Source organism: Alloalcanivorax dieselolei B5 (assembly GCF_000300005.1).
Classification (GTDB): Bacteria; Pseudomonadota; Gammaproteobacteria; order Pseudomonadales; family Alcanivoracaceae; genus Alloalcanivorax; species Alloalcanivorax dieselolei.
In genome coordinates, this window is sequence record NC_018691.1 from 966,729 (window position 1) to 980,594 (window position 13,866).

A 13,866-nucleotide genomic window follows, 5' to 3' on the forward strand; every position below is an offset into this window, starting at 1 on the left:
ACTATATCAGCAAAGCCAAAAGCGCCTGGCGCTTTTCCGCGGGCAGGCGGCGAAAGCAGTCCAGTAGTAATCCCTCCTCCAGGCCCTGGGGAACACAGCCTTCGGATCTTGGCAGATCTCCGGGCCATTCAACCATGCTGCGCTGCAACCGGGCCACGATTTCCGCATTCATGCTTCGGTGACTGTGGCGGGCGGCCTGGGCAATGCGATCACGCATGCCGGGAGGGAAACGAACCACGAACTTCTCGGCCCGCGTGGTCTCGTCCTGCTTCATAGTGTATGTCATATGCCCCGAGAAAACGGTTACCTTACGCACTTTTTAAACATGACGCGATGATGGCACGGTGCTATTAATCGGCCTTGATCCGGGTCAATTCCCGGTGCGAAAGAGCATGCGGGGTAGCGTCGCGGCCTCTGTTATGATCGCCTTGTCAGGAGAGAGAGCACACCGCCATGAATGTCGCCGGCGCCGATCTGAATTTATTGAAGTACCTGGATGTGCTGCTGCGGGAGAAAAACGTGACCCGGGCGGCGGAACAGCTGGGCATTACCCAGCCGGCCATGAGCAACAGCCTCAAACGGCTGCGGCAGATGTTCAACGATCCGCTGCTGATCCGCACCAGTGAGGGCATGACCGCCACCGACCGGGCCCTGGAGCTGCAGCCTCTGGTGCGTCAGTTGATGGCGCAGGCGGAATCCCTGTTCAATCCGGAGGAAGTGTTCCGTCCCGAGGAAAGCCGCCGGGTTTTTCGTATCATGACCAGCGATTACGCGGAGGGCACGTTGGTGCCGCACATCGTGCGCCGTCTGCGTGAAGAGGCGCCCCATGTGGTTCTGGACTTCCTGACGCCGTCGGATGTCAGTTATCCCGATATGGAACAGGGCCGGGTGGACATGGCGGTCAACCGGTTCAATGAAATCCCGGGGTCCTTCTACCAGGTCACCCTGTGGAAGGACGCCTTCTCCTGCCTGCTTAACCGGGACAACCCGATCGCCAGGCATTTCGATCTGGACAGCTACCTGTCCGCCCAGCATATCTGGGTATCCAAGACCGGTTTTGGTGTCGGTTTTGGCATGAACCCGGAAAAGCTGGGTGGGCTGGGCTGGATCGACCACGCTCTGCAGCAGATGGGGCGGACCCGCAAGATCAGTATCTTCACCCGCCACTATCAAATGCCCGCCCTGCTGGCCATGAACAACGACCTGGTGGCGACTCTGCCGTCCCGGGTGGCGCGCATGCAGGCACAAAACCCCCGTCTGGTGATCAAATCACCACCGTTCGACATTCCCGAGTTCGAACTGAAAATGGCCTGGTCCCCCCTGCTGCACCACAACGCCGCCCACCGCTGGCTGCGCAAGCTGATCCAGGAGGAGGCCGAGCGGATATTGGCGGAGGACCCATAAAAAGGGCAGTTGACAGTTGATAGTGGACAGTTGACAGCGAAAACAAGAGACCGGACCGCTGTGGGAAGCTTGCTTGCAAGCGAATATTGCCAAGCGCCTGAGAGAATCCCATTCGCTTGCAAGCAAGCTTCCCACAGCGGTTAAAGATCACCCGTTTTTGTTTTTCCGCTGTCAACTGTCCACTATCAACTGTCAACTGCTTTTTAGGTTGTTTTCGCCGGCTTCAGCTATCGCCCCCTTACCGACGCCCTCGAAGGCGCGGACGCGGAAGTGCTTGCCGGGGGCTTCCTCGGCCAATTGCCGGGCGATGTGGTCGGCCAGGTATTCCACCGTGGTGTCGGTGTCGATCAGATAGCAATGGTCTTCCGGGATCACCAGTTCGAAGTGGCCCTGGGGCGCGTCGTAGCGGAACCGGTGATGGGGGACTTCCTCGACGAAGTAAGTGCCTTCCAGATCTTCCCGGGTGCCGATGTAGATGTCTTCCCAGCGGTCCGCCCACAGCTTCTCCCAGTAACGGCTGCGGCGGCCGTTCTCGAAGATCTGAATGGTGGAACGGTGGCCGTGGGCGATGCGCTGACAGTTACCGTCGTGCTTCTTCAGGCCATGGGAATAATGGTAGAAAGGCGCGGTACCGGTGTCCTCCTCACGGAGCAGGATGCGCGCTTCATTGACATTGTCTGGCAGGGACGGTTCCAGCAGTTCCATCAGGAACAGGGTGACGGAGGCCTTGGACACCTCGGTACCGGGGATTTCCAGCAGGCTCTCGGTGGGCGCCAGCAGACGGATTTCGCCGGCACCATACTGCCAGGTGAGGCTCAGTTGCTGGTCTTTACGCCGATTCAGGCTCAGTGCCTCATGGGCGCCGGGGAACAGCAGACGGTGGTCGACCTGATCGTCGATCAGGCGCTTGAGCTGCCGTTTGACCTGGCCGAAATCAAACACCATGCCCTGGCCGTCCAGATCACCGGACAGTTCCAGGTCCACGATCCAGGATTCCCCGATCATGCCCCGCTTGGGGTGCAGGTAGGAGAAATCCAGTACGGTCAGGTTGTCTACGAACAGAGTGGCCATATCGTTCCGATCAGCAAAACAGAGTTCACGGATATCATCGCCGCCGGCGATGCCAGGGCGATAGTATACGCGCCCCGGGCGGCCTGGCTCACCCCACCGAAGGCGATCGGGGCGATGAATTGGACGGGATGTGAACGGCACCACGTCTCGGCGACGTGGCGCGCATCCTGCCCGGTGGTGGTGGTAAACGCAAGCTGCGACCAGCGGTGACCGGCTGTCTGGCGTGTGCTGCTCTGTTGTTCTATGGTTGGCTCTGCCCGTCGGTAAAACACCCGTGCGCGGATGCCCGGTGCCGGCGGCGCGAAAACCCAGTAAAGCCATTGGATACCGTTGAAAGATGAGCGAGACCCTGTTTTCCAAGATCATCGACCGGGAGATCCCGGCGGACATCATCTATGAGGATGAGCAATGCCTGGCGTTCCGGGATATCAACCCTCAGGCCCCGGTGCATTTCCTGGTGATTCCCAAGAAACCCATCCCCAAGCTCTCCGACGCCACCGAGGAAGACCAGGCGTTGCTCGGGCACCTGTTGCTGGTCGGCAACCAGGTCGCCGCCCGGGAGGGGCTGGAGGACTTTCGCGTCAACGTGAATAATGGCGCCAGTGCCAGTCAGGCGGTGTTCCATCTGCACGTTCATGTCATGGGGGGACGTCCGTTCAACTGGCCGCCGGGCTGAGCCCGGAGCCCCGGGGCCGGCTTGCCCGGCCCCTAATAAAAGGTGGCAATCCCGAGTGCCGCCTAAAAACAAAAGGAGATAATAAGATGAATGGTAAAGCCTGGATCATCGGCCTGCTGGCCGTGGTCGCCTGTGTGCCGGCTTTCGCGCAATTGCCCGACGACGCCGAGCGCAAAGTCATCGACCGTCTGATGACGCGCATCGCCGCGCTGGAACAGACCGGCCGCGAGTTGCACGAAAAATACCCCGATAGCAAAACCGCCGACGTCCAAAAGGCCTGCAAGGCGGATTTCCCCGACTTGCCGGAGCTGGCCCGTAACCTGCGCGGCGAGGCCGCCGCGTTGCAAACCCTGGCTTTCAAGGTGCATTTGAGCATGGCCGCCAACGACCTGGTGCAATGCGTGGACTGTCTGGGCACGGTAACCTCCTGTGACGGCGCCTCCGCCTCCCTGGAACGCGCCAGGGACCAGATGAAGCGCATGGAGGACTACGCCAAACGCCAGGCCGCGGGGGAGGACCCGTCCTGACCCTGGTGTCCGCTCAGGAGGTCAGCAGAGCCCGGGCCATGACGGCCAGCCGATCCACCCGTTGTCGGATCGGGGGCGTGTTGGTGTCCAGCAACAGCGCATAGCGCCGCGCCCCCCAAAGGGCCAGGACCAGGGTTTCCAGAGTGTCGGCGGTCACCGCCGGCCCGGGCCGGTCCGGCCAGCCCGCCACCAGCGCGTCCCAGGTGTCCACCAGCTGTCGGAAGGCGCGCTGGTGGTGGGCGGCGGTGGCGATTTTCCCTTCCATCATCAACATATCCCGATCGAAGTAGGGCGCTTGCCCGTCCTCGTCCAGTGTCAGTGATACCGCTCGCCGCAGACGCTCCTCCCAGCAATGCCGGTCCAGAGCGGCGTCTTCCTCGCTCAGCCGCTGGCAAAGCACGTCCATGCAATGGCGTACGTAACCGGACAACAGCGCGGTGCGGTTGGGGAAATAGTCATACAACGTTCCCACGGCGTAGCCGCTCTCTTCGGCGATGGCACGGGTAGTGGCGGCGGCCGGTCCGTCGCGGCGCCAAATCCGAACAAAGCCGTCGTAAAGGGCCTGCACGGTGAAAACCGCGCGTGCCTGGGAGGGCCGCTTATGCGGTTGGGGCAGGGGCTTCGATGGTGTTTTCCTGGTCATGGGGAATCCGAACCCGTTGGCGAAGGGGCGTTGTTAGCATGATGCCACGTTAATCATCACCAACGGAGCGACCATGCGCACCCCTAATTTGCGACTGCTGACCGACAAGACCGACCTGGGCCATACCCGGCTGGATGACAGCCAGACACTGCCGGAAGCCGGTGACGGCGAGGTGATTCTCACCGTGGACCGGTTTGCCCTGACCACCAACAACATTACCTACGCCGCCTTCGGTGACGCCATGAACTACTGGTCCTTCTTCCCCACCGGGCAGAACGGATGGGGGCACATGCCGGTGTGGGGATTCGCCACCGTGACCGACTCGCGGGTGCCGGGAGTGGACCCCGGGGAGCGTTTCTATGGTTACTTCCCCATCGCCACGGTGCTCAAGGTGCGGCCGGAGCGGATCAGCGAGCGCGGCTTCTATGACGCCACCGACTACCGCCAGGGATTGCCCTCACCCTATAACCAGTACACCCGGTGCAGCACCGACGGCGCCTATGTGAAGGAACTGGAAGATTACCAAATGCTGCTGCGGCCGTTGTTCTTCACTTCTTATATGCTGGCGGACTTCCTCGCCGACAACCAGTTCTTCGGCGCGCGGCAACTGGTGGTCTCCAGCGCCTCGAGCAAGACCGCCTATGGTGCCGCTTTCGCGTTGCGGGAAATGGGCGACCCGGCCCGCATCGCGCTGACGTCGCCGTCGAATCGGGGCTACGTCGAGGGCCTGGGACTCTACCAGCAGGTGGTGGACTATGATCAACTGGCGTCACTGGATGCCGATCAACCGACCCTGTACGTCGACTTTTCCGGCGATGAGGCGTTGCGGCACGCCGTCCACGACCATTTCGGCCCGGCCCTGGTGTACGACTGCTACGCCGGTTCCGCCACCAACACGGAATTCCTCAAGGCCGACGCAACACTGACACCGGAGCCCCGTTTTTTCTTCGCGCCGGTGCAGATCCGCAAACGCAATCAGGACTGGGGGCCAGCGGTGTTGAGCGAACGCTTCGGCGCGGCGCAGCGGCGTTTTCTGCAGGCGGTCAGCGACCCGGTATCGGGCTGGATGAGCCTGTGCGAGCACCGGGGTTTCGAGGCGGCGGGCCCGGTGATCCGCGCATTAAATGATCACGGCGGACTGCCTCGGGAAGGACACGTGGTGCTTTTGCGGTAGCAGATTGGCTATCCTCGGGGGCCATGCCCAGAAAAAAGGATAGGCGACCATGAGTCGATGGATAGAGCCGGTCACGCTGGAAGGCCGTCAGGTGGTGCTGGAGCCGTTGCGGGCCGAACACGTGGACGATCTGATCGAGGCGACCCGGGATGGTGAGCTGTGGCGGCTCTGGTACACCTTCGTGCCGGCGCCGGATGCGGTGGCGGAGTACGTGAGCGCTGCCCTGGCACGCCGTGATCGGCATGGTGAAATGCCGTTCGCGGTGCGCCATCGCGACAGCGGCAAAGTGATCGGCTCCACCCGTTTTTGTCATGTGGACGAGGACAACCATCGTCTGGAGGTGGGCTACACCTGGTATGCCCGCCGCTTTCAGCGCAGCGGCTTGAACACCGAATGCAAGCGGCTGCTGCTGGGCCATGCCTTCGAAGCGCTGGACGCCATCGCGGTGGAATTTCGCACCCATTGGCACAACCGCGCCTCCCGGACGGCGATCGCCCGCCTCGGCGCCAAGCAGGATGGCGTGCTGCGCAATCATACCCGCAGTGCGGATGGCGTATACCGTGACACCGTGGTGTTTTCCATCATCAATCTGGAATGGCCGGCGGTGCGGCAGAATCTGGCTTTTCTGCTGGACGTACCTGGCCCCGATTAGTGGCAAGCTAGCGGAAATCCCGCTGCTCGGTCAGCAGACCGATACTGAGCGCGCCGGGGCCGATATTGACGCTGCCGGTGAGCCCCATACTGCTGACCAGCAGCTTGACCTGATGGCGGTCGGCGCAGCTTTTCAGCGTCTCGAAGCCCGGCATCTGATACACCGCCTGAGGATCGCCAGCGTAGCTTACGCACAGTACCGGCGATAACAGTCCCTTTTCGATACAGCGCGCGCCGTGTTCGAACAAGCGCGCCACGCCCTGGGCGAAGCCGCGAATCTTGGCCACCGGGAACGTCTCGCCGCTGCGCGCGCAAAGAATCGGTTTGATATCCAGGGCCGAGCCCAGTAACGCGCCCACCAGCCCCACGCTATTGTCGCCTTTCTTGCGGGCTCTTTGCCGCAGATAGTAGAGATCGGGCACCACCGCGTAGCCGGTGGCTTTGCCGGCCAGGGCGCTGACCCGGGCGCGCAACTCGGCGCCGCGCATGCCGGTGGCCATCAGCCGCACGGTTTCCGCCGCCAGCGCACCCTGACCGGCGAACAGGGTCTGGCTGTCGATCACCCGCACCGCGAACGGACCCTGCAGGCCGGCCCGGTCACGCACCGCCCGGTACTCGGACAGGATGCCGTGGGCCGCTTCCGTGGCGTTTTGGAAAATCGGACTGCGGCTTTGCAGTACGGTTTCCACCAGGGCGTAGTCGCAATGGGTCACCACCTGTTCGAGAAAAAGTTGTTTGATCTGCGCCACGGTGGCGGGCAGGGACTGCGCATCATGGACTTTGTCCAGTAACTGACGGTCATAAAAGGATCGGGTGCGCTGGGGCGAACGGTCATCGGCGATGATCTCGTCGCCGATCCGGATCGACGCCGGCAGCACCAGGATGCCGTTTTCTTTGATAAAGTCAGAGGGCAAGTCGCAACCGGAGTCCACCACCAGGCCAGTTTTCATGGGTATCCTCGCCAATAATGCCCAAGCAGCGCCGACTCGGGCGCCAGGCGGGCATGAAATCGCAAAAGCGACGGTTTTTATGGTTCGCGCTGGTCCGCGTTCTAATCTTTTATGACTATATATGGATCATCTTATTGTATTAATCAACGACTTTTACAATAAGACAAAAGTGGATGGCGCCTCGGCGTCGCAATAAAACAATGAATTATTTTGCTCATTTAGTACTGGCGCAGCCCACGGTGACCTCCAAGGTCGGCAACCTGATGGGGGATTTCATGCGCGGGATTCGTGAGGAGGCGTTGTCGGAGCCGGTTCGGGCGGGCTTGCATAATCACCGTCTGGTGGACCGCTTTACCGATGACCATCCGCGGGTGCGCGCCGCGCGCCGGCTTTTCTCGCCGCAGCGGCGGCGCTTTGCGGGTGTGGCGCTGGATGTCCTGTTCGACCATTTTCTCATTCGCCACTGGTCCCGCTTCCATGACGAAGACCTGGCGCAAGTGATCCGCGCTGATTATCGCCATCTGCAATACGGTCAGCCGTTGATGCCCGGGCTCATGCGCGACACCACCCGACGCCTGGTCAGCAACGACTGGTTCGGGCATTACGCCGACCTGGATACGGTGGGCGTGGCGTTGGACCGCATCGCCGGGCGATTACGCTTCGCCAATGCCTTCGCCGGCAGCATCGAGGATATCCGCCTCCACTATGGGGCGTTGGAAGATACCTTTCTGAGTTTCTACCCCGAACTGCGAGCCCATGTGGCGGGCGCCGCGCTGGAACGCCCGACTCAGCCGGGCACGCGCGCCGGTTGAGCCGCCGCCAGCGGTGTCAGTTCCAATAACGCCATGGTCTCTTCGTAGAGCCGCGCCGCCAGCTCGCCGTTGCGTGCGCTGGGGGAGCGGCGGGCACGCCCCCGGGCATCGAAGTAGCCGCCGGTGACACCGACGAAATCCTCGTCCAGCGCCATGGAGACCGGCAGAAAGGCGGCCTTTTCCGGTGTGATCAGAGTGGGCCGGATCAGCGTCCGCAGGGGGCCGGGAACATGGCGGAAGATGCCGGTGTCGACCCCGCCGGGATGCAGGGCATTGCTGGTGATGCCCTCCCGGGCCAGCCGTTGGGCCAGCACGTTGCTGAACAGGATGTTGCCCAGCTTCGACTGGCCATAGGCGTCCATCACCAGATACGGGAAGCGGCCCCGCCAGGTACGGGAATTGATGCGCCCGAGCCAGTGCGCCACGGACGCCACGTGCAGAATGCGGGCGGACGGGGCCTGCCGCAGCAGGGGCAGCAGCAAATGGGTGAACAGCACCGGGGCGAGGTAATTGACGCCGAACTGCATTTCGTAGCCGTCGGCGGTGAACTGCTGCCGGGTGGGGACGGTTCCGGCATTGTTGATCAGCACATCCAGCTCGCCGATTTCGTCCCGCAGCCGGCGGGCGGCGCTGTGGACCTGAGCAAGATCACTCAGATCCAGAGCGAACAGGCGCACTCGTGCCTGTGGGTGGTGATTCTTGATATGCGCCACGGCGGCCTGGCCGCGGGTCCGGTCCCGGCAGCCGATTAGGACTTCGGCGCCTCGCGCGGCCATTTGTTCAGCGCTGTGCAATCCCAGCCCGGAATTCCCCCCGGTAATGAGTACGGTTTTCTTCATTGCTCCTCCCTGTGCCCGAAGCCGTTGTGCTTGCCGATGTAATGCTCGAAGGGGCTGTGTCCGATTACCCGAACAGGTTTCGAGGCTTACAGATTGGGACCGCCGGGGACATTCGCGGTTCGTTGGAATTTGGTAACCATTGCCATGATAAGTAGCACGCGACGGCCCGATTATGGCTGCCGCGCCGCCGGATCGGGCGTTGCGGATAGAATGCAGATCGTTGCATGGCCCGCTTTCCCGTCTTGTTGAGGTATAATCGGCCGCCAAATCAATCGACTTGAGTCCGAGGGCGCTGATGAGAGCCGCCATAAGGGCGCTGGCGTTGCTGCTGGCCGCCGCGAGCATACCGGTGCACGGGGAAACCACCCTCTCAGAGCGCCGCACCGTTACAGCTACAGCCTACAATTCGTTGCCGGGGCAGGGCGCGGGAGAAGATCACAGCCTGGCTGCCTGGGGTGATCAGCTGGAACCGGGCATGAGAGTCATCGCCGTGTCCCGTGACCTGCTTGAAGCGGGGCTGGACTATGGTACGGCGGTCTCCATCGAGGGGCTGGACGGTATCTGGTACGTGCGCGACAAAATGCACTCCCGCTGGCGTAACAAGATCGATATCTATATGGGTGAGGATCGCAGGGCGGCGCTGCGCTGGGGCAAACGCAAGGTCAAGATCCGTTTCGAACCCCTTTCCCCGGACGTGCGGACGGCGAACCGCTAGTCCCGTCGTCCGCTTACTCGCGACTCAGAAAGGTCATGGTCAGGCGTGTCGAGGCACTGGGCAGCAGTTTGTCGAGTAGCTTGATCATCTTGAACACACCCCCCACCGGGTTGTGCACCGGCACTTCCCGCGCCGCCGCTTCCCAGACCTTGGCGGCGATGTCCTCCGCTTTCAGTTTCACGCCCAGACGGCTCACCACCGGCGCCTGATAGTCAGCCTCTTCCACCATGGGGGTCTTCACGAAGGGAGGCATCACATCCACCACGCGGATCCCCAGACGTTTCCATTCGATATTGAGCGCTTCGGTGAGGCCGCGCACGGCGAACTTGCTGGCCGAATAACTGGCCAGGTGCGGCACGCCATAAAGCGCCGACGCGGAACTCATGTTGATGACCACCGGAGCGTCCGCCCGCCGCAGGGCCGGCAGGGCCGCCAGACTCATGTTGACCAGGCCGGTGACATTGATATCGATGATGCGTTTGTGCTGCTCCGCGCTGATCGCTTCGAAACGCCCCATGCGCAGGATGCCGGCGCAATTGAACAGCGCGTCCAGCGCACCATCGCCGCTGAAAGCGGAAACCGCCCGCGCGCAGGCCTCCGCATCGGTGACGTCGAGAGGGTGAAACCAGGCGCCATCCAGGTCCCGCGCCAGCCCGGCCAGGGCGGTCTCGTTGACGTCCAGCAGGCCTACCCGCCAGCCGTGTTGATGGAAGTGGCGCGCGGTGGCCAGGCCGATGCCGCTGGCGGCGCCGGTGATCAGGATACTTTTCGTGGTGGCGGGGATCATGGCCGTGTCTGCTCCGCTGCCGGGTGGTCGGATTGCCGGAAATGGTGCCGAAGAAAACCGGCGCCGCCGCGCAGGGCCAGATCGGCGTCGGCCAGCAACCCGGCGTGCAATTGAAAATCGTGCCAGCGTTGTGGATGGACCTGAATGCGGGCCTGGCCGCCGGCATCACGGATCGCTCGCGCCAGCCGGTGGCTGTCGTTGAGCAGGATTTCGTCACCACCGGCCTGAATCAGGACCGGAGGCAGCCTGGCCAGATCGCCATTGATCGGTGAGCATGGCGGCCGCTCGGGATGATCGCCGCCGTAGGCTCGGGCGGCGTCCGCCAGCCAGGCCTGACTCAACATTACGTCCCGGTCGGTATCGAACAGCCGGGTCAGGGTCAGATCCACCCACGGAGAAATCAGGAATAGCGACGCCGGCAGTGGCAGGCGCGCCTGTTTCAAGGCCAGCAGCGTCGCCACCGCCAGCCCGCCGCCGGCGGAATCCCCGGCCAGTGCCAGCCGGGCCGGATCGATGCCTTGATCAAGCAGGGCCTGATATACCGCCATCGTATCCGCGATGGCGGCCGGACACGGATGTTCCGGCGCCAGCCGGTAGTCCGGCACCACGACCCGGGCCTGGCTGTGTCTGGCCAGATGAGAGGTCAGACCGTGATGAGTGGATGGCGACCCGGTGATATAGGCGCCGCCGTGCAGGTACAGCACGGTGGTGTCGGCGCCCTCCGGCTGATAGACGCGGCAGCGGACTCCGCCCGCTTCCATGTTGTGATGGGGCATACCACTGGCCCCCGGGTTGGTGCGCGCAAGGGCTTCCTGCCAGCGCCGCTGCGCGGCAATACCGACGCGAGGGTGGGCCACGGGTTTGAACAGCAACAGCAGGGCACGGCGTAAAGTGGCGACCAACAGACGCTGGTCGGGGCGGCGCCGTCGCCGCAGTGCCTCAGTGAGGGTAGTCATAGTCGCTCAGGTCCAGTACCCGGGTCTGGCGCCGGTAATCGAAGGTGAAGCCCGGCCAGTTGTTGGTGTTCTTGCCGCTTTCGGTTTTGTACCAGCTGTCGCAGCCCTTATCCCAAACCGTGTCGCGGATGCGTTTCTGCAAGCGCCGGTTGAAATCGTTCTGTGTACGTGAGCGTACTTCCAGCGCGCCGGTGGCAGGCAATTGCGCCAGCGCCTGCTGGATATAGTGAATCTGGCTTTCCAGCATGTAGATGATGGAGTTGTGGCCGAGGTTGGTGTTGGGGCCGTAGAGCATGAACAGGTTCGGGAAACCGTGCACGGTGATGCCCAGATACGCTTCGGCCCCGTCCCGCCAGACCTGATTGAGCGTCAGGCCATGGCGGCCGATGAGGGTCATGGGGGTGAGGAAATCGGTGGCCCTGAAGCCGGTGCCGTAAATGATCGCGTCGGCCCGGTGATGGGTGCCGGTACTGTCGGTGAGGCCGCTCTGATCCACCGACTGAATGCCGTGGTTGATCACTTCCACGTTGTCCCGGGCCAGTGCCGGATAGTAGTGGTTCGACATCAGGATGCGTTTACAGCCCATCGGGTAATCCGGGATCAGCTTTGCCCGCAATGATGGATCGGCAATGTGTTTTTCCAGGTGCCGGCGAAACAGCCTCTGGTACACCGTCATGGCTTTCTGCAACGAAGTAAAACCCAGTACCCGGGATTCATTGGCGGCGTAGATACGCAGACGATCCAGCGTCTGGGTTATCGGCAGTGTTTTCAGCAGGCGGTGTTCCCAGGGGCGGTAACGGCGGTCCGGCTTGCCCAGCACATAGGCCGCCGAGCGTTGGAACAGCAGCAATCTGCCCGCCTTGCGGGCCACTTCCGGCACGAACTGGATGGCGCTGGCACCGGTGCCCACCACGGCCACGGTTTTGCCGGTCAGATCCACGTCGTGGTCCCAGCGGGCGCTGTGAAAATGCGGACCCTGGAAGTCCTCGATGCCGGACAGCGGCGGGTAGGCCGGTTGATTGAGCTGTCCGGTGGCGGTGATCAGGGCTCGTGTGGTAACGGTTTCCCCATCGCTCAGCGTTAGCTGCCAGAGACCGTGGGCGTCCAGGTAACGGGCCTCGGTGACTTCGGTGCCGAAGCGAATATGCTCCCGGATACCATATTTGTCCGTGCAATGGCGCAGGTAGTCCAGGATTTCCGCCTGGGGCGCGAAACGGCGGCTCCAGGGGTAATGGCGCTCGAAGGAGAACGAATACAGATGCGAGGGCACGTCGCAGGCGGCGCCGGGATAAGTATTGTCGCGCCAGCAGCCGCCCACATCATCGCCTTTCTCGATCAGCAACAGATCGTGCTGGCCCTGAGTCTTGAGTTGAATCGCCATGCCCAGGCCGCCGAAACCGGCGCCGATAATGATGACCTGGTGGGTCGCTTCCATTGAGGGTATCCACTTTGTTTATTGATATCGGCCCACTGTAGCGGGATGGGAATGGGCTGTTTATGGCATGCTAGGACAAAAAGTTGTGGGAAACGGACAGCCATGAGCGCATCCAGCCGGGGTTTGACCAGCGTACGCATGCAGGTGGAGTTCGCCGCGGAGCACGGTGTTTCCGTGGCGCGTCTGCTGCCCGGCTCAGACATCGAGCCGGAATGGTTGACGCGCAATGACGTGCAGATCGAGGCGGAGCAGGAGTTGGCGGTCGTCACTAATCTGTGCGCCGAACTGGGTGACAGCGCCGAACTGGGGCTGGTCATGGGCCAGCGTTATCACTTGAGCAGCTACGGCGTTTGGGGATTCGCTCTGCTCAGCAGCGACACTTTCCGCGAAGCGGTGGCGCTGGGGCAGCGGTACCTGGATCTGACGTTCGCCTTTAATCGGGTGACGCTGGAAGAACAAGGCAGACAGGCCGCGCTTATTATTGATGACGGCGACCTGCCGGAAGGGGTGCGCGATTATCTGCTGGCCCGTGACGCCAGCGCCATCATGATGATCCAGCAGGAGTTGTTTGCCAGCCGGATGCCGCTGTCGCGTCTTCAGCTGCGTCTGTCAGCGCGTGCCGCGGCCCCTTTCGAGGCGGTCTTCGGGCTGGTGCCGGAATTCGACCAGCCAGTGAACCGGATCGGATTCGCCGCCGGCTTGCTGGACCAGCCCTTGCCGCAGGCCAACCCGGTCACCGCCCGGTTGTGCGAGCAACAGTGCCAGCAGTTGCTGGCGCAGCGTCGGCGCCGGGTGGGCATGGCGGCACGGGTTCGTGAGCAGCTGCTGGCCAGGCCCGGCCAATTCCCGACCATGGAACAACTGGCCGACGAGATCGGCGTCACCAGTCGCACCCTGCGCCGGCGGCTGCTGGCCGAAGACACCCGATATCGGGAATTGCTGGACGAGGTGCGCCGGCTGCTGGCGGAACAATGGCTTTTGGGTGGCGGGCTGAGGCAGGAGGAAATCAGCGCGCGCCTCGGCTTCTCCGAAGTCTCCAACTTCATTCACGCCTTCAAACGCTGGACCGGACAGACGCCGGCGCGTTATCGACGGGAAAAGAGAGGCAGTTGACAGTTGATAGTGGACAGTTGACAGCGAAAGGAAAAAGTCAATTTATGAATTCTCTGTGGGAGCGCCGCCCGGCAAGCTTCCACAGTGGCTAAAGATCGGGCTGTTTTGTCTTT

16 protein-coding genes are annotated in these 13,866 nt (G+C 62.4%); 8 read left to right on the forward strand and 8 right to left on the reverse strand.

From position 1 onward, the window contains the following. Window position 1: 1 nt before the first annotated feature. Window positions 2-274: an Arc family DNA-binding protein gene (locus B5T_RS04430; protein ID WP_014993266.1), complete on the reverse strand. Its 273-nt coding sequence runs from the start codon at window positions 272-274 to the stop codon at window positions 2-4. A gap of 179 nt (window positions 275-453) precedes the next feature. On the opposite strand from B5T_RS04430, the gene B5T_RS04435 reads away from it, so the two are divergent. Then, window positions 454-1,404 (forward strand): LysR family transcriptional regulator, encoded by a 951-nt coding sequence (locus tag B5T_RS04435; protein ID WP_014993267.1) that lies wholly within the window; start codon window positions 454-456, stop codon window positions 1,402-1,404. Between the two features lie 192 nt (window positions 1,405-1,596). Here the strand turns inward: B5T_RS04435 and B5T_RS04440 are convergent, their stop codons facing one another. Beyond that, window positions 1,597-2,475: a 6-pyruvoyl trahydropterin synthase family protein gene (locus B5T_RS04440; protein ID WP_014993268.1), complete on the reverse strand. Its 879-nt coding sequence runs from the start codon at window positions 2,473-2,475 to the stop codon at window positions 1,597-1,599. Window positions 2,476-2,812: 337 nt separating this feature from the next. Between B5T_RS04440 and B5T_RS04445 the strand changes: the two genes are divergently transcribed. Together B5T_RS04445 and B5T_RS04450 are read left to right on the forward strand one after the other, a co-directional pair. After that, window positions 2,813-3,151: a histidine triad nucleotide-binding protein gene (locus tag B5T_RS04445; RefSeq protein WP_014993269.1), complete on the forward strand. Its 339-nt coding sequence runs from the start codon at window positions 2,813-2,815 to the stop codon at window positions 3,149-3,151. 86 nt (window positions 3,152-3,237) lie between these two features. Then, window positions 3,238-3,678 (forward strand): hypothetical protein, encoded by a 441-nt coding sequence (locus tag B5T_RS04450; protein WP_014993270.1) that lies wholly within the window; start codon window positions 3,238-3,240, stop codon window positions 3,676-3,678. Window positions 3,679-3,691: 13 nt separating this feature from the next. On the opposite strand, the gene B5T_RS04455 is transcribed toward B5T_RS04450, so the two are convergent. Next, window positions 3,692-4,321 carry a TetR/AcrR family transcriptional regulator gene (locus B5T_RS04455; protein WP_041716853.1) on the reverse strand — a complete coding sequence of 210 codons (630 nt, stop codon included), beginning with the start codon at window positions 4,319-4,321 and terminating at the stop codon, window positions 3,692-3,694. Between the two features lie 73 nt (window positions 4,322-4,394). On the opposite strand from B5T_RS04455, the gene B5T_RS04460 reads away from it, so the two are divergent. Further along, window positions 4,395-5,495 carry a DUF2855 family protein gene (locus B5T_RS04460; protein WP_014993272.1) on the forward strand — a complete coding sequence of 367 codons (1,101 nt, stop codon included), beginning with the start codon at window positions 4,395-4,397 and terminating at the stop codon, window positions 5,493-5,495. Between the two features lie 49 nt (window positions 5,496-5,544). Next, on the forward strand, window positions 5,545-6,147 hold the full coding sequence (locus B5T_RS04465) for a GNAT family N-acetyltransferase (RefSeq protein WP_014993273.1): 603 nt from the start codon (window positions 5,545-5,547) through the stop codon (window positions 6,145-6,147). A 7-nt stretch (window positions 6,148-6,154) separates the two neighbouring features. Here B5T_RS04465 and B5T_RS04470 read toward each other — a convergent pair whose 3' ends face one another. Continuing rightward, a complete protein-coding gene (locus B5T_RS04470) occupies window positions 6,155-7,096 on the reverse strand; it encodes a DegV family protein (RefSeq protein ID WP_014993274.1) in 942 nt (313 codons plus the stop codon). Window positions 7,097-7,296: 200 nt separating this feature from the next. Here B5T_RS04470 and B5T_RS04475 point away from each other — a divergent pair, with 200 nt between their 5' ends. Beyond that, window positions 7,297-7,908 carry an acyl carrier protein phosphodiesterase gene (locus B5T_RS04475; RefSeq protein ID WP_014993275.1) on the forward strand — a complete coding sequence of 204 codons (612 nt, stop codon included), beginning with the start codon at window positions 7,297-7,299 and terminating at the stop codon, window positions 7,906-7,908. Here the strand turns inward: B5T_RS04475 and B5T_RS04480 are convergent. After that, entirely contained in the window at window positions 7,884-8,747 is an 864-nt protein-coding gene (locus B5T_RS04480) for an SDR family NAD(P)-dependent oxidoreductase (protein ID WP_014993276.1), read from the reverse strand. The genes B5T_RS04475 and B5T_RS04480 overlap by 25 nt on opposite strands. Before the next feature lie 295 nt (window positions 8,748-9,042). On the opposite strand from B5T_RS04480, the gene B5T_RS04485 reads away from it, so the two are divergent. Then, window positions 9,043-9,462, forward strand: a complete 420-nt coding sequence (locus B5T_RS04485; RefSeq protein ID WP_014993277.1) for a 3D domain-containing protein — start codon at window positions 9,043-9,045, stop codon at window positions 9,460-9,462. A gap of 13 nt (window positions 9,463-9,475) precedes the next feature. Here B5T_RS04485 and B5T_RS04490 read toward each other — a convergent pair whose 3' ends face one another. The 3 genes from B5T_RS04490 to B5T_RS04500 are packed head-to-tail and all read right to left on the reverse strand — an operon-like array spanning window position 9,476 to window position 12,640. Further along, the gene (locus tag B5T_RS04490) at window positions 9,476-10,249 is read right to left on the reverse strand and encodes an SDR family oxidoreductase (protein ID WP_014993278.1); all 774 of its coding nucleotides are present in this window, start codon (window positions 10,247-10,249) and stop codon (window positions 9,476-9,478) included. Further along, window positions 10,246-11,205 carry an alpha/beta hydrolase gene (locus B5T_RS04495; RefSeq protein WP_014993279.1) on the reverse strand — a complete coding sequence of 320 codons (960 nt, stop codon included), beginning with the start codon at window positions 11,203-11,205 and terminating at the stop codon, window positions 10,246-10,248. The genes B5T_RS04490 and B5T_RS04495 overlap by 4 nt, the downstream gene beginning before the upstream one ends. Then, entirely contained in the window at window positions 11,189-12,640 is a 1,452-nt protein-coding gene (locus B5T_RS04500; RefSeq protein ID WP_014993280.1) for a flavin-containing monooxygenase, read from the reverse strand. Before B5T_RS04500 ends, B5T_RS04495 begins: the two co-directional genes overlap by 17 nt. Before the next feature lie 102 nt (window positions 12,641-12,742). On the opposite strand from B5T_RS04500, the gene B5T_RS04505 reads away from it, so the two are divergent. Then, entirely contained in the window at window positions 12,743-13,753 is a 1,011-nt protein-coding gene (locus B5T_RS04505) for an AraC family transcriptional regulator (protein ID WP_188832160.1), read from the forward strand. Window positions 13,754-13,866: the final 113 nt, after the last annotated feature.